The sequence below is a fragment of the Pseudomonas sp. genome, assembly GCF_030684895.1.
Classification (GTDB): domain Bacteria; phylum Pseudomonadota; class Gammaproteobacteria; order Pseudomonadales; family Pseudomonadaceae; genus Aquipseudomonas.
In genome coordinates, this window is the sequence record NZ_JAUXXP010000091.1 from 1 (window position 1) to 19,169 (window position 19,169).

At 59.5% G+C, this 19,169-nt stretch carries 15 protein-coding genes; 9 read left to right on the forward strand and 6 right to left on the reverse strand.

Going from position 1 to position 19,169, the window contains the following annotated elements:
* The 4 genes from dgcA to gbcA all read right to left on the reverse strand — a co-directional run.
* The coding region (dgcA, locus tag Q8M42_RS20695) for a dimethylglycine demethylation protein DgcA (RefSeq protein ID WP_305285553.1) at nucleotides 1–1,988 on the reverse strand (1,988 nt) is incomplete at its 3' end.
* 93 nt (nucleotides 1,989–2,081) lie between these two features.
* Entirely contained in the window at nucleotides 2,082–2,612 is a 531-nt protein-coding gene (locus Q8M42_RS20700) for a DUF5943 domain-containing protein (RefSeq protein ID WP_304871243.1), read from the reverse strand.
* A gap of 154 nt (nucleotides 2,613–2,766) precedes the next feature.
* Nucleotides 2,767–3,744, reverse strand: a complete 978-nt coding sequence (locus tag Q8M42_RS20705; protein ID WP_304871245.1) for a dipeptidase — start codon at nucleotides 3,742–3,744, stop codon at nucleotides 2,767–2,769.
* A gap of 536 nt (nucleotides 3,745–4,280) precedes the next feature.
* Entirely contained in the window at nucleotides 4,281–5,573 is a 1,293-nt protein-coding gene (gene gbcA / locus Q8M42_RS20710; protein WP_304871247.1) for a glycine-betaine demethylase subunit GbcA, read from the reverse strand.
* A gap of 351 nt (nucleotides 5,574–5,924) precedes the next feature.
* On the opposite strand from gbcA, the gene gbcB reads away from it, so the two are divergent.
* A complete protein-coding gene (gbcB, locus tag Q8M42_RS20715) occupies nucleotides 5,925–7,028 on the forward strand; it encodes a glycine-betaine demethylase subunit GbcB (protein ID WP_304871249.1) in 1,104 nt (367 codons plus the stop codon).
* Between the two features lie 299 nt (nucleotides 7,029–7,327).
* On the opposite strand, the gene Q8M42_RS20720 is transcribed toward gbcB, so the two are convergent.
* Both Q8M42_RS20720 and Q8M42_RS20725 read right to left on the reverse strand, forming a co-directional pair.
* A complete protein-coding gene (locus tag Q8M42_RS20720; RefSeq protein ID WP_304871251.1) occupies nucleotides 7,328–8,431 on the reverse strand; it encodes a GlxA family transcriptional regulator in 1,104 nt (367 codons plus the stop codon).
* 414 nt (nucleotides 8,432–8,845) lie between these two features.
* Complete coding sequence (locus Q8M42_RS20725; protein ID WP_304871253.1) at nucleotides 8,846–10,225, reverse strand: L-serine ammonia-lyase; 1,380 nt, start codon at nucleotides 10,223–10,225, stop codon at nucleotides 8,846–8,848.
* 547 nt (nucleotides 10,226–10,772) lie between these two features.
* Between Q8M42_RS20725 and Q8M42_RS20730 the strand changes: the two genes are divergently transcribed.
* The 8 genes from Q8M42_RS20730 (at nucleotide 10,773) to Q8M42_RS20765 (ending at nucleotide 18,991) form a co-directional block, all read left to right on the forward strand.
* Nucleotides 10,773–11,702 carry a choline ABC transporter substrate-binding protein gene (locus Q8M42_RS20730; protein ID WP_304871269.1) on the forward strand — a complete coding sequence of 310 codons (930 nt, stop codon included), beginning with the start codon at nucleotides 10,773–10,775 and terminating at the stop codon, nucleotides 11,700–11,702.
* A 657-nt stretch (nucleotides 11,703–12,359) separates the two neighbouring features.
* Nucleotides 12,360–13,565: a glycine betaine/L-proline ABC transporter ATP-binding protein gene (locus Q8M42_RS20735; protein ID WP_304871255.1), complete on the forward strand. Its 1,206-nt coding sequence runs from the start codon at nucleotides 12,360–12,362 to the stop codon at nucleotides 13,563–13,565.
* On the forward strand, nucleotides 13,558–14,439 hold the full coding sequence (locus Q8M42_RS20740) for a proline/glycine betaine ABC transporter permease (protein WP_304871257.1): 882 nt from the start codon (nucleotides 13,558–13,560) through the stop codon (nucleotides 14,437–14,439). The genes Q8M42_RS20735 and Q8M42_RS20740 overlap by 8 nt, the downstream gene beginning before the upstream one ends.
* 30 nt (nucleotides 14,440–14,469) lie before the next feature.
* On the forward strand, nucleotides 14,470–15,414 hold the full coding sequence (locus Q8M42_RS20745) for a choline ABC transporter substrate-binding protein (protein ID WP_304871259.1): 945 nt from the start codon (nucleotides 14,470–14,472) through the stop codon (nucleotides 15,412–15,414).
* A 381-nt stretch (nucleotides 15,415–15,795) separates the two neighbouring features.
* Entirely contained in the window at nucleotides 15,796–16,656 is an 861-nt protein-coding gene (locus Q8M42_RS20750; RefSeq protein ID WP_304871261.1) for a glycine betaine ABC transporter substrate-binding protein, read from the forward strand.
* Between the two features lie 276 nt (nucleotides 16,657–16,932).
* Complete coding sequence (locus tag Q8M42_RS20755) at nucleotides 16,933–17,511, forward strand: hypothetical protein (protein ID WP_304871263.1); 579 nt, start codon at nucleotides 16,933–16,935, stop codon at nucleotides 17,509–17,511.
* Between the two features lie 68 nt (nucleotides 17,512–17,579).
* A complete protein-coding gene (locus tag Q8M42_RS20760) occupies nucleotides 17,580–18,275 on the forward strand; it encodes a hypothetical protein (protein ID WP_305285560.1) in 696 nt (231 codons plus the stop codon).
* 164 nt (nucleotides 18,276–18,439) lie between these two features.
* Complete coding sequence (locus Q8M42_RS20765; protein ID WP_304871267.1) at nucleotides 18,440–18,991, forward strand: GNAT family N-acetyltransferase; 552 nt, start codon at nucleotides 18,440–18,442, stop codon at nucleotides 18,989–18,991.
* The last annotated feature ends 178 nt before the right edge of the window (nucleotides 18,992–19,169 follow it).

Here is a 19,169-nt window from a genome sequence, read left to right on the forward strand (position 1 = left end):
ATGCGGAACAGCAGATAACCGTCGCCCGGCTCGCTCAGGCATGGCTGCGGCTTGATCGCGAACAGCGCTTCCACGTCGACCTGGCCCTTGTTGCGCGAGCCTTCCTTGAGCGCGTAGTAGAGGCGCTCATCCGGACGCACGCCGTTTTCCACCACCACCTGATCGACTACCCGCTCTTCTTTCGCGCCGGTGTATTCGTTCTCCAGCACGGCCACCAGTTTGTCGCCTTCGCGGTAGACCTTTTCCAGCATCATGTCGCCGGTCATGATCACTTCTTTCGGGTACATGCTGCGGTAGTAGGTTGGAAAGCTAGTGCCGCCCATGGCCACACCCGGCTTGATGTCGTCGGTGACGATCTCCACCTTGGCGCCCTTCTCGGCGATAAAGTCGGCCACCGACATACCGCCGAATTCGCAAATGGTGTCGTACACCAGCACGTTATTGCCCGGTGCAACGGTGCCATCTAGGACGTCCCAGCTGCTCACCACCAGGCCTTCAGCGGCGCCCCAGTGTTCGTTCTGCTCGATAAATGGATGCCCGCCATTGGCCAGCACGATGATGTCCGGACGCAGATCGAGAATGCTCGCCTCATCAGCGCCGGTCCCCAGGCGCAGGTCGATATTCAGGCGCGCCAGCTCCAGCTGGAACCAGCGGGTGATGCCGGCCATCTGGTCACGCTGCGGCGCCTTGGCGGCCAAGGTGATTTGCCCACCAAGGCTGTCTTTCTTCTCGAACAGGGTCACGTCATGGCCGCGCTCTGCGGCGACGCGCGCTGCTTCCATCCCAGCCGGGCCACCGCCAACAATCACCACCTTGCGCTTAGGTCCGCTGGTTTTCTCGATGATGTGCGGCAGGCCCATGTATTCACGGCTGGTCGCCGCGTTCTGGATGCACAGCACGTCCAGGCCCTGGTACTGGCGGTCGATGCAGTAGTTGGCACCGACGCACTGCTTGATCTGATCAACCTGGCCCATCTTGATCTTGGCGATCAGGTGCGGGTCGGCGATGTGCGCGCGGGTCATGCCGACCATGTCGACGTAGCCGCCTTCGAGAATGCGCGTGGCCTGGTTGGGGTCCTTGATGTTCTGCGCGTGCAGCACCGGCACCTTGACCACTTCCTTGATCCCGGCGGCCAAATGCAGGAAGGGCTCCGGCGGATAGCTCATGTTGGGGATGACGTTGGCCAGGGTGTTGTGGGTGTCGGCGCCCGAGCCGACCACACCGATAAAATCGATCAAACCGGTGGCATCGTAATACGCGGCGATTTGCTTCATGTCCTCGTGAGAGAGGCCGTCCGGGTGGAACTCGTCACCGGAAATACGCAGGCCCACGCAGAAGTCGGCACCGACCTCGGCGCGCACCGCCTTGATCACTTCCAGGCCGAACTTCATCCGCCCTTCAAAGGTGCCGCCCCACTCGTCGGTACGCTTGTTCACGCGCGGCGACCAGAACTGGTCGATCATATGCTGGTGCACAGCCGACAGCTCGACGCCGTCGAGGCCGCCCTCTTTGGCACGGCGTGCGGCCTGGGCGAAGTCACCGATAACGCGCCACATTTCTTCCGGCTCGATGGTCTTGCAGGTGGCGCGGTGCACCGGCTCACGGATGCCGGACGGCGACATCAGGGTTGGCCAGTCGAAACCATCCCAGCGTGAGCGACGGCCCATGTGGGTAATCTGGATCATGATCTTGGCGCCATGCTTGTGCATGGCATCCGCCAGGTTCTGGAAGTGCGGGATGATGCGGTCGCTCGACAGGTTCACCGAGCTCCACCAGCTGTGCGGGCTGTCGATAGAAACCACCGAGGAGCCACCGCAGATCGCCAGGCCGACGCCACCCTTGGCCTTCTCTTCGTAATACTTCACGTAACGCTCAGTGGTCATGCCGCCATCGGTGGCCATAACCTCGGCATGGGCGGTGGACACGATGCGGTTACGAATAGTCAGCTTGCCGATTTGGATAGGCTGGAACATTGCTTCGAAGGCCATGGCGGCATCCTCATGAAACTAAGGCTTGTGGAGGGTCGTTAGCGACGACGCTGAAGCTATCGCGGCTAAAGCCCCTCCCACATACAGATGTTTTTAGAGCGGCTTAACCACAAACAGGCCATCGTCGTGGCCTTCTTCCGAACCGCCATAAACCTGTTCGGCCACGGTACGCACGGCACTGCCTTGGGCTTGGAGAATCTGGTCCATGGCACCGGCAAACCAGCCGGTAAACATGTAGTCGACCTTGCGCCCGCACTTGCCGTAGACGTACACGAAGGCTGAGTGTTTGAGCTTCACCGAGGCGGTGCCAGCGGCCAGGTCGATGGCTTCGATCTCAAACAGCCCCCAGCCGCGTTGCGACAGGCGCTTCATGTAGTGCTCGAACACCGCCACGCCGGACAGACCGTGGCATTCGGCCTCTTTCTCACACCAGTGCCAGGCGGATTTGTAGCCGGCCTTGTAGAGAATCTCGGCATAGGCCTCAGCGCCCAGTACCTCTTCAATACCGATATGGTTGTTGACGAAGAAATGCCGCGGCACATAGAGCATCGGCAGCGCGTCGGTGGTCCAGACGCCGGTTTCGTCGTCGACCTGGATAGGCATTTCGGGTGCGTGGGTGGCCATGTGTTTTAAGCTCCAGAATTCGGTTAAGTCATTCCCTATCCCCCGGCCCCTCTCCCATAAATGGGAGAGGGGAGCAAAGCCACTCGGTGCTCTGCGGACCAGTTCCCTCTCCCGCCTGCGGGAGAGGGTTAGGGAGAGGGGCAGTTAAAAAGGTTTATTCGCCCCAAACCTCTTTAAGGACGTTTACCCAGTTCTCGCCCATGATCTTGCGCACCACGCGCTCGGAATGGCCGCGCTTGAGCAGGGTTTCGGTGAGGTTGGGGAACTCGCCCACGGTGCGGATGCCCAGCGGGTTGATGATCTTGCCGAAGCTGGTCAACCGGCGGGCGTAGCCCTTGTCGTGGGTCAGGTACTCGAAAAAGTCCTGGCCATGGCCCTGGGTGAAATCAGTGCCGATGCCAATGGCGTCTTCGCCGACGAGGTTCATCACGTATTCGATGGCTTCGGCGTAGTCGTCGATGGTCGAGTCGATGCCCTTGGCCAGGAACGGCGCGAACATGGTTACGCCGACGAAGCCGCCGTGATCGGCGATAAATTTCAGCTCGGTGTCGGACTTGTTGCGCGGGTGTTCTTTCAGCCCCGACGGCAGGCAGTGGGAATAGGTGACCGGTTTTTTCGATTCGAGGATGACCTCTTCCGAGGTCTTGGAACCAACGTGGGACAGGTCGCACATGATGCCGACACGGTTCATCTCGGCGACGATCTCGCGGCCAAAACCCGACAACCCGCCGTCGCGCTCGTAGCAGCCGGTGCCGACCAGGTTCTGGGTGTTGTAGCACAGCTGCACAATGCCCACGCCGAGCTGCTTGAACACCTCGACATAACCGATTTGGTCCTCAAACGCATGGGCGTTCTGGAAGCCGAAGAGGATGCCGGTTTTACCCTGCTCTTTAGCCTTGCGGATGTCGGCGGTAGTACGCACCGGCATCACCAGGTCGCTGTTCTCGCGGATCAGCTTCTGGCTGGCAGCAATGTTATTCACCGTGGCCTGGAAGCCTTCCCACACCGAGACCGTGCAGTTGGCCGCAGTCAGGCCGCCTTTGCGCATGTCTTCAAACAGTTCGCGGTTCCACTTGGCGATAATCAGCCCGTCAATGACGATGCTGTCGGCGTGTAATTCGGCTGGGCTCATCAGGCAGTCCCCTTTTAGCGGTGTCGCCAAACCCGTTGTTGGCGCTTTGGACTGAGCATATCCCTGGGGGCTCGGGCGACCCGGTGCAAAAACGACCGGGGTATTGCCGAAAGCGTCAAAGCCGGGTCGCGGGCGGATATGCGCAGGCCAGAGGGTCGGTACAAGGCAGCGACTACCCGTAGGGTGGGTTAGGCGCGAACCGGAATCAGGCCAATACCACCGATGCTCAACGCGCCGTAACCCACCATGACGATCTACCGGCAAACCGCAATGGCGGGTTACGCAGCGCCCGAGTTGCGTGGCGCAATCAATAACTAGCCCCGGCGCCACTAACCCACCCTACAAAAGCAGCCTGCATACCGTTCTGATACATCGCCAATAAAAAAAGCCCCTGCCCGGGGGTATCCGGCAGAGGCCAAGGTGACCCTTGAGGAGGGTCTCAGTGTGTTGCGGTGGACGCGGGTCTGGGGCGCGCGGCCAGCAGACCGTAGGCGGTCAGGCCGAGCAGTAGCCACAGGCCAGCGTCATATATAGCGTTACTCCGCGCCGACCTGACGCAGGTACGGCGCTGGCGCTGCGCCGAGGTTGTTGAGCACGCGCTCGCTGTACCAGTCGATAAAGTTGACCACGCCGAACTCGTAAGTCTTCGAGTAGGGGCCGGGCTGGTAGGCGGTGGAGTTGATGCCGCGCTGGTTCTCTTCGGCCAGACGACGGTCCTGATCGTTGGTGGCATCCCATACCTGACGCAGACGCGCCACGTCGTAATCCACACCTTCCACCGCATCCTTGTGCACCAGCCATTTGGTGGTGACCATGGTTTCCTGGGCGCTGATCGGCCAGACGGTGAAGACGATCAGGTGATCGCCCATGCAGTGGTTCCACGAATGCGGCAGGTGCAGGATGCGCATCGAACCCAGGTCCGGATCGGTGATGCGGCCCATAAGTTTCTTGCAGCCCTGCTTGCCGTCCATGGTCATCGATACTGTGCCCTTGAGCAGCGGCATGCGCACGATGCGGTTACGCAGGCCAAAGCTGGCGTGGGCGTAAGGGATGTTGTCCTTATCCCAGCGGGTGGTGCATTCGCTCACCTGATCCTTGAACGCCTGGGTGGCGCGCGGGTCGGTGACGTCATCCCACTCCAGCAAGGTGTTCAGCAGTTCCGGGTGCGAACCGTTGCAGTGGTAGCACTCGCGGTTGTTTTCCAGCACCAGCTTCCAGTTGGCCTTTTCCATCAAGGTGGTCTGCACCGCCACCTTGGTGTTTTCCATGTCGTAGGGCTCCATATAGTGAGCCAGGGTGCTGAGGAAGTCGTCGATGGCTGGCGGGTTTTCCGCCAGGGAGATAAAGATGTAGCCGCCTGCCACCTTGCAGTTGACCGGCTTGAGGCTGTAGTCCTTGAGGTCGAAATCCGCACCCATTTCGCTGCCGGCGAACAGCAGGCGACCGTCCAGCTCGTAAGTCCACTGGTGATACGGGCACACCAGCTTGGCCACCTTGCCCTTGTCGCTGGTGCACAGGCGCGAGCCGCGATGGCGGCAGACGTTATGGAAGGCATGCACCACGCCATCGGCGCCGCGAATCACCATGATCGGGTTGTCGCCAATCTGCAGGGTGAGGTAGTTGCCCTTGGCCGGGATCTCGCAGGTCATGCCGGCGATCAGCCACTCCTTGTGGAAGATCTCCTGCATATCGATCTTGAACAGCCGCTCGTCGTTGTAGAACGGCTGCGGCAGCGAGAAAGTGCGCTCGCGCGTCTGCAGCATCTCGGCAGTGGCCTTGCGCGCGGGCTCCAGCGGATCGCCCAGGCTCAGGGTGGAAGTGATGTCCATCGGTAACTCCTCAATGGCTCATCGTCTAGTGCGACGGCCGTAAAAGTGGCTAATCGGTTGCTACGCAAGGTGGCGTTATTGCCCCGTTCTGCGCCTGCCGATGGCGACTGGATGAAAGAGGAATTCGCTCGTGACCTTCTGCTTCGGCTGGCTGCGAGTGTGGCGCCGAGTGGGGGCGAAACCTTATCTATGGGCGACATGGTCACATCCGTTTCCGACGCGGCAAACCAAGGCCTGCGCGGCAGGTCGCGATAAGCATGTAAATGTCGCTGGCAGATAAATGAGCGTGCCGGCCAGTACGCACAATCCGCCCCATACAAGGCCGATGTCCGGCCGCGCGGAGAGACGTCCATGACGACGAACGACTTCCTCAACCCGGTTACCACGCAGACTTGGAGCAATGGTCGGCACATGGTGCGTTGCGTCAAAGTCATCCAGGAAACCTGGGACGTGCGCACCTTCTGCTTTATGGCCGATCAACCGGTGCTGTACTTCTTTAAACCGGGGCAGTTCGTCACCCTGGAGCTGGAGATCGACGGCCAGCCGGTGATGCGCTCCTACACCATTTCCAGCTCGCCTTCGGTGCCCTACAGCTTCTCCATCACCATCAAGCGGGTGCCGGGCGGCAAGGTCTCCAACTGGCTGCACGACAACCTCAATGAAGGCGACGAGCTGCCGGTGCACGGCCCGGTCGGGCTATTCAACGCCATCGACTTTCCCGCCGACAAGGTGCTCTACCTCAGTGGCGGCGTTGGCATTACCCCGGTGATGTCGATGGCGCGCTGGTTCTACGACACCAACGGCAATGTCGATATGGTCTTCGTGCACAGCGCGCGCTCGCCGAAGGACATCATCTACCACCGCGAGCTGGAACATATGGCCGCGCGGATCAACAACTTCAGCCTGCATGTGATCTGTGAAAAGCACGGCCTGGGCGAGGCTTGGGCCGGTTATCGCGGCTACCTCAACCAGAAGATGCTGGAGCTGATTGCCCCGGATTACCTGGAACGGGAAATCTTCTGCTGCGGCCCGACGCCCTATATGAATGCGGTCAAACGCCTGCTGGAAAGCAATGGCTTTGATATGCGGCGCTACCACGAGGAATCCTTCGGCGCGACGCCGGCGGATGTACGCGAAGAGGTCAAGGAACTGGCCGCCGAAGCCGCCGATGCCGACCCGGTGCCAGCCGCCGATCAGCATCAGGTGGCCTTTACCAGCACCGGCAAGAGCATTCGCGTCGACCCTGGCGAGACCGTGCATGCGGCCGCCGCCAAGCTTGGCCTGCATATTCCCAAAGCCTGCGGCATGGGCATCTGCGGCACCTGCAAGGTGATGAAAACCTCAGGCGAGGTGAGCATGGAACACAACGGCGGCATTACCGACGAAGACGTGGCCGAGGGTTATATCCTGTCGTGCTGCAGCGTGCCGCAGGGGGATGTGGCCATCGAGTATTGAGGCACTCGAAGGAAGCCCGCAACAGGGCCAAACCCGCAGGGTGGATGGGAGCGCCTAGCTGACGCCTTTTTCATCCACCATTACCACGCGGCATCGGTGGATGGGTAAAGCGCCATCCACCCTACGCTCTGAGGGCCCTGCAAGCACAACACCGCACACAGCAAAACGCCGCACCCGCCTTCAAGGCCAGTGCGGCGTTTTTTGTTTGGGACTACCGATCCCGTGGGAGGGGCTTTAGCCGCGACGGCTGTACGCAAAAGCTCGCCGCTAAAGCGCCTCCTACAAACAGTGACTTCGGCTTAGAGCCTAACGCTGGCGAAGGTCGATTCCCCCTGCGCCCGCGTCAGCGCGGCCATGGCCGAGGATGGCGATGGGCGCATCAGGTCTTCCGGCATTGGCAGCAGCGCCACCACATTGCCGCCTTGCTGGCCGGCGCGCTCGTCGCGTGGCGGGATGCCGAAGTATTCGCGGTAGCACTTGGAGAAATGCGGGGTGGAGACAAAGCCACACACAGAGGCCACTTCGATGATCGACATGCTGGTCTGCTTGAGCAGTTGGCGTGCACGGATCAGCCGCAGCTTGAGGTAGTAACGCGACGGTGAGCAGTGCAGGTACTTCTGGAACAGGCGCTCCAGCTGACGCCGCGACACATCGACATACAGCGCCAGCTGATCGAGGTCGATTGGCTCTTCCAGGTTGGCTTCCATCAGCGCGACGATTTCCTGCAGCTTCGGCTGGTTGGTGCCGAGCATGTGCTTGAGCGGCACGCGCTGGTGATCCTGCTCGTTGCGGATGCGTTCGTAGATAAACATCTCGGAAATCGCCGCCGCCAGTTCGCGGCCATGCTCACGGCCAATCACGTGCAGCATCATGTCCATCGGCGCAGTGCCGCCGGAGCTGGTGTGGCGGTTGCGATCAATCGAGAACAAACGCGTGCTGACGCCCGCGCGCGGGAAGGCTTCCTGCATCGAAGCCAGGCATTCCCAGTGCACGCTGCAATCGAAGCCGTCGAGTAGCCCGGCCTTGGCCAACGCCCAACTACCGGTACACACCGCGCCCAGCTGCGCACCGTGGCGGGCCTGGTTTTGCAGCCACTGCACATGCTCGCGGGTGACGCTGTGCTGAATGTCCACACCGCCGCAGACGATCACCGCATCCAGGCGCGGCGCAGTGGCCATGCTGGCATCCGGGGTGATCTGCAAGCCATCGCTGGCGCACAGCGGCAGGCCGCTCTGGCTGAGAGTGTGCCAACGGTACAACTCCTTGCCAGACAGCTGATTGGCCATGCGCAGCGGCTCAACGGCAGATGCCAGGGAAATCAGGGTGAAGTTGTCGAGCAGGAGAAAGCCGATGGACTGCGGCGCACGGCTCTGGGGTTGTGCCCCTTGAGTGGACTGTGACATCAGGTAAACCCTCACGCGAAGCAAAGCACGGTAGTGAGCCCCTCTATAGGGTGGCTCTTTTTATGGTTCTGGGACTGCACAACGCCAGATCGACAGCCAGCACAACGCAAAGGCCGTGCCTAAATTGATTGGGCGTTCAATTAAAAATAGACGCGCTAGCCCACCGCTAGTGCCACTAGGCGTTGGCAGGAGCGACAGAAGCATTCTGATTACGACCGCAAACGCCCGGTCGGCGGGCGCTTGAGCATTTCGGTAGCACTGCCTGGCGGCAGCTTTGTCACCCCGCTACGCAGGGTAAAAACGGCGCGGTAACGGACCAACGGTCAGGCCGTATTCAGCAGCGTTGCGCTGCCCTTTTCCGCCGCACCGAACAGCTGCGCACCAAAATCGTGCACAGCGATCTGAGCGTGCGCTTTAACATTCAACGGCGCTAACGGCCAAGCCGCCGCGCGAGGTTTCCTTGTACTTGTCGTGCATATCGGCGCCGGTGTCGCGCATGGTGCGGATCACCCGGTCTAGCGAGATAAAGTGCTGGCCGTCACCGCGCAACGCCATCTGTGCGGCGTTGATCGCTTTCACTGCGGCAATCGCGTTGCGCTCGATACACGGCACCTGCACCAGGCCGCCGACCGGGTCGCAGGTCAGGCCTAGATTGTGCTCGAGGCCAATCTCGGCGGCGTTCTCCACCTGCTCGGGAGTCGCGCCGAGAATCTCCGCCAGCCCTGCCGCCGCCATGGCGCAGGCCGAACCGACCTCGCCCTGACAGCCGACTTCAGCGCCGGAGATCGACGCGTTCTTCTTGCACAGGATGCCGATGGCCGCCGCCGCCAGCAGGTAGTCCACCACATTGGCTTCGCTGACTGCCGGGCTAAAGCGCACAAAGTAATGCAGCACCGCCGGGATGACCCCCGCCGCGCCATTGGTCGGCGCGGTGACCATGCGCCCGCCAGCGGCGTTTTCCTCATTCACCGCCAGGGCGAACAGGTTGACCCACTCCATGCCGCTCAAGGTCGAGCCGATGACATTGGGTTTGCTCATTTCCTGCAGGCTGCGGTGCAGCTTGGCGGCGCGGCGCTTCACATTCAGCCCGCCCGGCAAAATGCCCTCGTGCTGCAAACCCTGCTCGACGCACTCACGCATCGCCTGCCACAGGCGCATCAGGCCGCTGCGGATTTCCGCTTCGCTGCGCCAGGCTTTTTCGTTGGCCATCATCAGTTCGGAGACGCGCAGGCCGTGCTCCTTGCACAGCTGCAACAGCTGTTCGGCGCTGTTGAAGTCGTAGGGCAGTACGGTGTGATCCTGATCCAGCTGGCCGCTGGCGGCCTGCTCAGCGTCCACCACAAAACCGCCGCCCACCGAGTAATAGGTGTTTTCGTGCAGCAGGCTGCCATCGGCGGCAAAGGCACTGAGGGTCATGGCGTTGGGGTGATAGGGCAGGTTTTCGTCGAGCAGGAGCATGTCGCGCTGCCAGTCGAAAGCGATGCCGACGCGACCGCCGAGCTGCAACTGACCGCTGGCCAACAGTTCGGCGATACGCGGCTCGATGCTGCTCGGGTCGATCTGATCCGGCCACTCCCCCATCAGCCCCATGATCACTGCACGGTCGCTGCCGTGGCCGACACCGGTGGCCGACAGTGAACCGTACAGGCGCACCTGCAGGCGTGCCGTGCGTTCCAGCAAGCGCCGCTCGGCCAATGCGCCGCTAAACAGCGCCGCCGCGCGCATGGGCCCGACGGTATGCGAACTGGACGGGCCAATGCCGATCTTGAACAAGTCAAACACGCTGATAGCCACGACTCTCTCCTGCACTGATGCTACATGCAGGCCATGATCAGGATTTCCCCACCCCACCGTCGCCCCACACCGACCCGCCCATGCCTAAATCCGTCAGCTGGCCAGCCATACGGCGGATGGTCGGTACGGCGTACTCTGTAGCCGGATGTCATTTTCTCCCCTCGCCCTCTGGGATAGGGGCCGGGGGAGAGGGCCGCCATGCTCGGCACCGTCGCTCACCTGATGGCCTCCCCCTCTCCCTAACCCTCTCCCCGCAGGGGCGAGGGGACTTATCAGCGTACGTCGTGCAATCGCGCAGCACGTCTTGCATAGCTGCTCCAGGATTCCATCCAAGCTACGGCTTCACACTTTCAACCCTCGCCGCAGCCAATCACGACAGCAGCATCCCAGTTGCGACTTCACGCATAGGCAGCGGAGGAAATCTGTCGGCATGATCGCCGCGCCCATGGAGCGGCCAGCCGCGTTCGCCTGCCCACCCGTGGCCGACTGCGTGCCGGCACAGGCGCGCCCTGTCACCGTAATAGGGAGAGGCTTGATGACACTGAATATGCGCGGTTGCCTGCTGGCGGCTGCTTTGAGTTCGCCTTTGCTGGCCCAGGCCGTAGAGCCGGTGCAGTGCGAGTTGATTCGCTTCGCCGATGTCGGCTGGACCGATATCACCGTGACCACCGCCGTCACCCGCCAGGTGCTCAGCGAGCTGGGCTACCGCACCCAGGTCAAACGCCTGTCCGTGCCGGATACCTACCAGGCCATGCAGGACGGCAAAATCGATGTATTCCTCGGCAACTGGATGCCGAGCATGGAAAACGACATCAAGCCCTACGCCGCCAATGGCTCGGTAAAAACCCTCGGCGCCAACCTTACAGGGGCCAAATACACCCTGGCAGTGAACCAGGCCGCGCATGACGGTGGCGTGAAGAACTTCGCCGATCTTGCGCGCTTCAGCAAAGAACTGGGCGGCAAGCTGTACGGTATCGAACCCGGTAACGACGGCAACAAGCTGATCCAGCAGATGATCGACAAAAACGCCTTCGGCCTGCAGGGTTTCAGCCTGGTGGAGTCCAGCGAGAACGGCATGCTGGCGCAGGTCAAACGCGCCGAACACCTCAAGCAATGGGTGGTGTTTCTCGGCTGGGCGCCGCACCCGATGAACAACCAATTACAGATGCATTACCTGGATGGCGGTGATGAATTCTTCGGCCCCGACTACGGCGGCGCCACGGTGTACACCAACGTGCGCGCCGGCCTGGCCGAGCAGTGTCCGAATGTCACCCAGCTGCTGAAAAACCTGCGTTTCAGCCTGGAGATGGAAAGCTACCTGATGGGCGCGATCCTCAATAAAAACACCAATCCGCGACGCGAGGCCAAGGCCTGGCTCAAGGCCAATCCGCAGGCATTGGCCAGCTGGCTGCACGGGGTAACCCGACGCGACGGGCTGCCGCCAAAAGCGGCCGCGAGCCTGGCGGCCAATGACTAATTTCGAGTTTTTTCGATATCGCCACAGCCCGCTGGTCATCGCGGCTGTGGCCGACTCACGGGCTGCAAACCACGGCCGGCGTGGCTTGCAGCCTTGGCCAAGGGGCAAAAAAGTCTGTTATGGTTTTTAAAGCGTCTGTCGCCGCGCAACACGTCAGAGTCGCAAACCGACAATTGCGACAGGCCGAAGACTATATCGTTGAGTCAGCCGATTTCGTCGCTGTCGCCTTAGCAGGGTCGACAGACCGGGCGCCCACAGCCCCGGACCGAAGAATATATAAGTGCTGGCTTGTCCCAAATGGGCGCCAGCCCAACAAGAAATTTCGGATGTACGCGCACCTCGGGTCGAGGTGTGTAAAACCCAAGGATGGGACTTCGTAACACTGCCAGAGGGTTTGGAACGCGGTTTGCAGCACGGCACAGCAAGGTTGACTCGACAGTACGCCCCCATAGCGTCCATTGCCCACAAGGCAACTGGAGCGTTGCAGCGGTTGTGCCTGAGCGCCCTGAATGTGTTGCGCGGCAAGGCACGAACCCGACCCCGGAACCCAGTAAACCCACACAGGCAAGAACAGTCGGCATCACCGTACGTACGCCAGCTGGCGTAGGCGCGCTTGCGCAGCACTGATCTGGATGTCTACTGAAGGGGAATCATCCCATGCAGTCTGGAAAAATCGTCGTCGAAAACCTCTACAAGGTGTTCGGCGCAGAGCCACAAGAAGCCATCGACCTGCTCAAGCAGGGGTGGAGCAAGGAGCGGATTCTTGCGGAAAAAGGCGCGGTTATCGGCGTCAGCGACGTGTCCTTCAGCGTCGAGGAAGGTGAAATTTTCGTGCTGATGGGTCTTTCCGGCTCTGGCAAATCCACCCTGATCCGCCTGATCAACCGCCTGATTGAACCCAGCGGCGGCAACGTCTACATCGACGGGCAGAACGTTGCCAAGATGCCCAAAGCGGAGCTGATCGATCTGCGCCGCCGCGACATGAGCATGGTCTTTCAGTCCTTCGCCCTGATGCCCTCGCGCAGCGTGCTGGACAACGCCGCGTTCGGCCTGGAAGTGGCCGGCAAGAGCAAGAAGGTGCGTGAAGAGCGCGCCATGCAGGTACTCAAGCAGGTCGGCCTGGACACTTTTGCGCACAAGATGCCGCACGAGTTGTCTGGCGGCATGCAGCAACGCGTCGGCCTGGCCCGCGCCCTGGCGGTCGACCCGTCAATGATCATCATGGACGAGGCGTTTTCCGCCCTCGACCCGCTCAAGCGCCGCGAGATGCAGGACGTGCTGCTCGAGCTGCAGAAGACCGACCGCCGCACCATCATCTTCGTTTCCCACGACATCGAAGAAGCCATGCGCATCGGCACCCGCATCGGCATCATGGAAGGCGGCAAACTGGTTCAGGTCGGCACCCCGCAGGAGCTGATCGACAACCCCGCCAACGATTACGTGCGCAACTTCTTCAACACCGTCGACACCAACCGCTACCTCACCGCCGGCCAGTTGATGGCCAACAGCGTGCCGATCTACGTGCACAACGGCAAAGCCCCGGACGCGCAGACGGTTTGCCAGGAGCTGCAGGCGCTGGACAAGCACTATGCCTTTATCGTCGACGAGCAGAACAACTTCCAGGGCTCCATCAGCCTGGAAAAAATCGCCCTGCTGGTCGAAGGCGGCACCAGCTGCGGCCTCGACGGCGACGTCCTGAAACAGATCAACCCCATCGCCGAAAACACCCCGCTGGATCAGGTGATCGAACGCCTGGTGGACAACGAAGGGCCGATTCCGGTGATTGATGAACATGGCCACTACAGCGGTGCCATCAGCAAGGGTCGCCTGCTGACTCGCCTGCAGGGAGAGTCCCATGAGTGAGAAAAAACTCGACCTGGGTAGCTGGGTTAATGACATCGTGCAGCACCTGCTGGACAACTACAGCGACGGTTTCGACAGCGTTGGCGCCATAGTCAACGGCTTCTCCGAAGGCATTGAATGGCTGCTGATGCTGCCACCGGCCTGGCTGCTGATCGCCATCTTCGTCGGCCTCGGCCTGTGGCGCATCAGCTACAAGTTCGCCATCTTCACCGCCGTGGCCTTTGTACTGATCGTGCTCACCGGCTTCTGGGAGCAGACCGTAGTAACCCTCGGCCTGACCTTCTCCGCCACGCTGATCAGCCTGATACTGGGTATACCGCTGGGTATCTGGGCGGCGCGCAGTGAGCGGGTGGCGACCATCATCCGGCCGATTCTCGACTTTATGCAGACCATGCCGGCGTTCGTTTACCTGATTCCCGCCGCCATGCTCTTCGGCCTCGGCCGCGTGCCAGGGATCATCGCCACGGTGATCTTCGCCATGCCGCCGGCGGTGCGCCTGACCAACCTGGGCATCCGCCAGGTGAATAAAGAAATCATCGAAGCCGGCCAATCCTTCGGCTGCACCCCGCGTCAGCTACTGTTCAAGGTCCAGCTGCCCAACGCCATGCCGTCGATCATGGCCGGGGTCAACCAGACCATCATGATGGCCCTGTCGATGGTGATCATCGCCTCGATGGTTGGCGCCGGCGGCCTGGGTAACGACGTACTGGCGAGCATCCAGCGCCTGGACATCGGCCTCGGTTTCGAAAGCGGCATGGCCGTGGTGTTGCTGGCGATCATTCTCGACCGCATCACCGAGAGCTTTGGTACACCGCAAACCGCCAAGCGCAGCAGTCTGTTCAGTTGGTTCAGCGGCAAGCTTCAACGCCAGTAATCTAAATTTAACCATCACAGGGAATCGCAGATGAAGACGATTAAACAGCTCGCAGGCGTTGGCCTGCTCTCCGTGGCCATGCTGCAAAGCGCCTGGGCGCAGGAGCCGGAGAGTTGCAAGATGGTGCGCTTCGCCGAAATCGGCTGGGCCGACATTGCCGCCACCACCGGCGTGGCCATGACCCTCAGCGAAGGCCTGGGTTACCAGACGCGCAAAATCATGGCCTCCGTGCCCATCGCCTTTACCGGCGTGCAGAAAGGCCAGATCGACGTCTTCCTCGGCTACTGGGCGCCCTCGATGGACCCGGTGATCGAACCCTTCACCAAGGATGGCGGCGTAAAAGTGCTGCCCAAGGCCAACCTTGAAGGCGCCAAATACACCCTCGCCGTACCGACCTACGCCGCAGAAGCCGGGCTGAAAAGCTTTGCCGACATCGCCAAGTTCAAAGACCAGCTGGGCGGCAAGATCTTCGGCATCGAGCCAGGCAACGACGGCAACCTGCTGATCGACGGCATGATCAAAAGCAACCAGTTCGGCCTCGGCGACTTCAAAATGGTCGAGTCCAGCGAAGCCGGCATGCTGGTTCAGCTGCAACGCGCAGTGAAGAAGAATGAACCCGCCGTATTCCTCGGCTGGGCGCCACACCCGATGAACACCCAATTCGACATCACCTACCTGGAAGGCGGCGATGACGTGTTCGGCCCGGACTTCGGCGCCGCCAAGGTCTACACCGTGGTGCCGCCGGATTACGAAGCGCGCTGCGCCAACGTCGGCAAACTGCTGAACAACCTGCAGTTCACCGTAGAAATCGAAAGCCAGCTGATGGAAAAGGTTTTGGAAAAACAGAACCCAACCACCGTCGCCAAAGAGTGGATCAAAGCCAACCCGGCAATCCTCGACCAGTGGCTGGCCGGCGTTACCACCTATGACGGCCAGGACGGCGTTGCAGCGGTGAAGAAACACCTCGGTCTGTAAGCCAAACACCGCGCCGCCCCAGGTTCTGCGGGCGGCGCTATTAGCGAAAGCACCTGAATAAGCACCACACCCGCGAGGCCATACGGCCATCGCATGGGTTGTTGCAGCCGCGATTTGACGCATGACACCTGTAGGAGCCGGCTTGCCGGCGATGCTTTTGATCTGCCGGGATCGCCGGGCCGCAAAAAGCTGGCGCCTACACACAACCGGGCCATTACGTAGCCCGGATGCAATCCGGGAACGGACTCGCCGGCACTGCAAAACCCCGGATTCCATCCGGGCTACACAAGCGCAACAGCAACATGTTTACCCAGCTAGGCCCGCAAGAAGAACGCGCCAGTAACTCACTGAACTGCCACTCTCACTGACGGAGCACATCCTATGCGAAACCTGAAAAACCTCTGCCTGCAAAGCCTCGGCATCGCCGCCCTGGCCCTCGGCATGAGCAGCGCCATGGCGGCGGACAAACCCACCCTGAACATCGGCTACGTCAACGGTTGGGACGACAGCGTCGCCGCCACCTTTGTCGCCGGGGAAATACTCCAAAGCAAACTTGGCTACAGCGTTGCACTCAAGCCTGTAGAGCCGGCCATCATGTGGCAGGGCGTGGCGCGCGGCGACCTCGACGCCACCCTCTCCGCCTGGCTGCCCGCCACCCACGGCGAATACTTTGAAAAACTCAAAGACAAAGTCGAAGTGCTCGGCACCAACTACGCCGGCGCCAAAATCGGCCTGATCGTGCCGGACTACGTCCAAGCCAAAACCATCGCCGACCTGCAAACCTACGCCAAAGACTTCGACGGCAAAATCACCGGCATCGACGCCGGCGCCGGCGTGATGCGCCGCGCCGAAGAAGCGATCAAGGAATACGCCCTGGCTGACATCAAACTGATGCCAAGCTCCGGCCCGGCCATGGCCACCGCCCTGACCCGCGCCGAGAAAAACAAACAAGCCATCGTCGTCACCGGCTGGATTCCGCACTGGATGTTCGCCAAATGGAACCTGCGCTTCCTCGAAGACCCGAAAAAAGTCTTCGGCGATGACGAACACGTCGACACCGTGGCCAACCCCAGTCTCGCCGGCAAAGCCCCAGAAGCCGCAGCCTTCCTGAAGAAATTCTCCTGGAGCGGTGAAGAAGTCGGCGCCGTCATGCTCGCCATCCGCGAAGGCGCCAAACCGGAAGACGCCGCCAAAGACTGGATCAGCAAAAACCCAGAGCGCGTCGCTGAATGGCTTAAATAAGCCAAGGCTGCATCTCTATATATGAAGCGGGCTACGGCCCGCTTTTTTATGCCTGCGAAATGACGGTGGAGAATGTTCTAGACAGGGGAAGATGGGGATGGATAGGGTTGGGCCTAGTCAAACTGTCGCCTAACCCCTGCCGTTTTCTGCACCTTCGCGACATCGAGCGTGGAACATAGACAGGATGCAGCAGATAGGGTGGCGTTATGCGACAGGAAAGCGTGACATTGATATGTCGCATAATTAATAGTTATATTTTCTCAAGCGGAGCTTTGGATGCTGGATATTGATAGGTTTATCTTTGAATTAGATCGCCTAATTACGGCAGTCCATTTTTACGACGAGGTCTACTGTAACGAGGATGGAGTTAATGCGATTAGCAGCCTGTCCTTGGAGGCCGCAAAGATAATCCAGCGCTCTATTCACAACGATATAGTTCTATCTACTGCACGACTAGTATTCGACGGCAAAGACTTTAATTCCTCCGAAGGCGCACGTGAAAATCTAAGCCAGTATAACTTAGCGTGTAATTATAAAGAGCACATTGATCCCGAACTAGAAAAACACAGGACTACAATTGCCGCCCTAAAGAATAAAGTTGATATTAAAAGTTACCGCGACTTAGTTATTGCGCATAACGATAAGCCTACCATTACCGGACAAATGCCGACTCCAAAACATAAAATTGACACCAAAACTCTACTGAATTTACTCGACGAGTCTCGCTCACTTATGTTTGGAATACGATTGAAAGTCGCAAAAAACAATGAAGAAACATATCTTCCCGTCACTGATGGAAAAGTGAAGCGTTGTGGTGTAGGGCGGGAATTCGTACGGCGAATCAAGAAAATATAACAACTGGTTCAAATCGCTCACTTCGTCCGCTAACAAATCTTGTGCACGTAAAGCAGGGATGCCCTTCAATGAAATACGCCTACTTCCTCCTAGTACTTTTATCAGCATCAGTCCAAGCAGATGAATTCTTCGAAGCAGAGTATGGAGAGCAACCGAATCATTTGACGCCTCTAGACCATCCATCAGATGAGTATGATCAACGAATTTCTGAACAACTGTTTCTTACAGGCGGAGAATTGGGGAGATTTATATCGCGACCCTCTTTTGGATTAGAGAGCTGCGTCTCGGTGTACGAAAAAATTACAGACGAACTAGTGAAGCAACCCGACGCACTCTGGCCTGCGACCAGTGATAAAAAGAAATATTTCATTACGGTCACACAGGCCGCAGAAAACCTCTGGTATTCGATGGCCCAGAATAACTCCGAGAAAAAGACTAAACAGGTTGAAGTGACACGCATAGATCGCGAGATCAGTTTGCGACTTGCAGTCGCCATTCAACGTACGTGGGCGCGCATGCTGAATCACACCAAATACCCTGCAAAGGCATCTTTAGGACTGGACGGTACAACTTTCCAGCTTTCCGTATGGGTTAGAGGTTTCGGCGACCTGAATGGTGAAACATGGTCACCTGATAAAGGTTTGCCTGCGGAGATTGTTTCTATTGGTGAAGCCCTAGCTGATTTTGCTAGGGACAAGGCCGCGAGTGAAGAACCTCTTATTCAGCGTTTGAAAAAACTTGAAACCGAGATCCCCAAGGTATAACGACGCGCCAACACTGGTCCCCTGTTAGTTGCACACAAAAGCACACAAAAGGGCACAAAAGGGGACAGATTTATTTATAGAAAAATAAATCTGTCCCCTTTGCCACCATATTTATAGAAAAATAAATCTGTCCCCTTTGCCACCACAAGCCCCACGGAGCAGTCTTGAGCATCTTGCACACAACTCGTATGCGTCTGGAGCCGATTACCGAGCAGCACCTCGACGGTGTGTACGCAATGGACCAGATCCCCGAAGTCATGCGCTATATCAGTGGCCAGCCGGCAACACGTGAACAGACCGCAGCCTGGATCGCCCGAGTTGAGCGATGCTGGGCTGCTTGGGGTACCAGCTGGTGGGCCTTTATCGACCCAACAAGCGGTCGCGTCGCTGGTACTGGCTGCATTCAGTACGCCCGTCGCGAAGCCGACCTTCCCGACGACCTGGACAGCTTGCGGAGCAACCCACTCGAGATTGGCTGGCGACTGCATCCCGATTTCTGGGGAAAAGGCATGGCCAGCGAGGCAGCGCTGCGCATGGCTGAGTTCGCTTTCGACTCTCTTGCCGCCCAGGAACTGATCGCTGTGCGCCACCCTGACAACGTCGCTTCAGCCCGCGTGATGGATAGGCTGCACATGCACTACCGAGGCCTAGAAACTTGGTACGGTACACTCGAGGCTACCCATGTGGTCACTCGCGACGACTGGCTGAAGACTTGACCCGAACCCCTCAAAGCCGAACTGGAACCCGGTGATGCCTAAGGAAATTCTGAAGAAGACTTCCTGATTTTGGCAAAATACCCCGGATTCCACCCGCTGAGTTTTCCGATGAAGCAGATGACCTTCGCCGATGCCGAGTACGCCGGCAAGCGCAAGCAGACCCGCAAAGAGTTGTTCC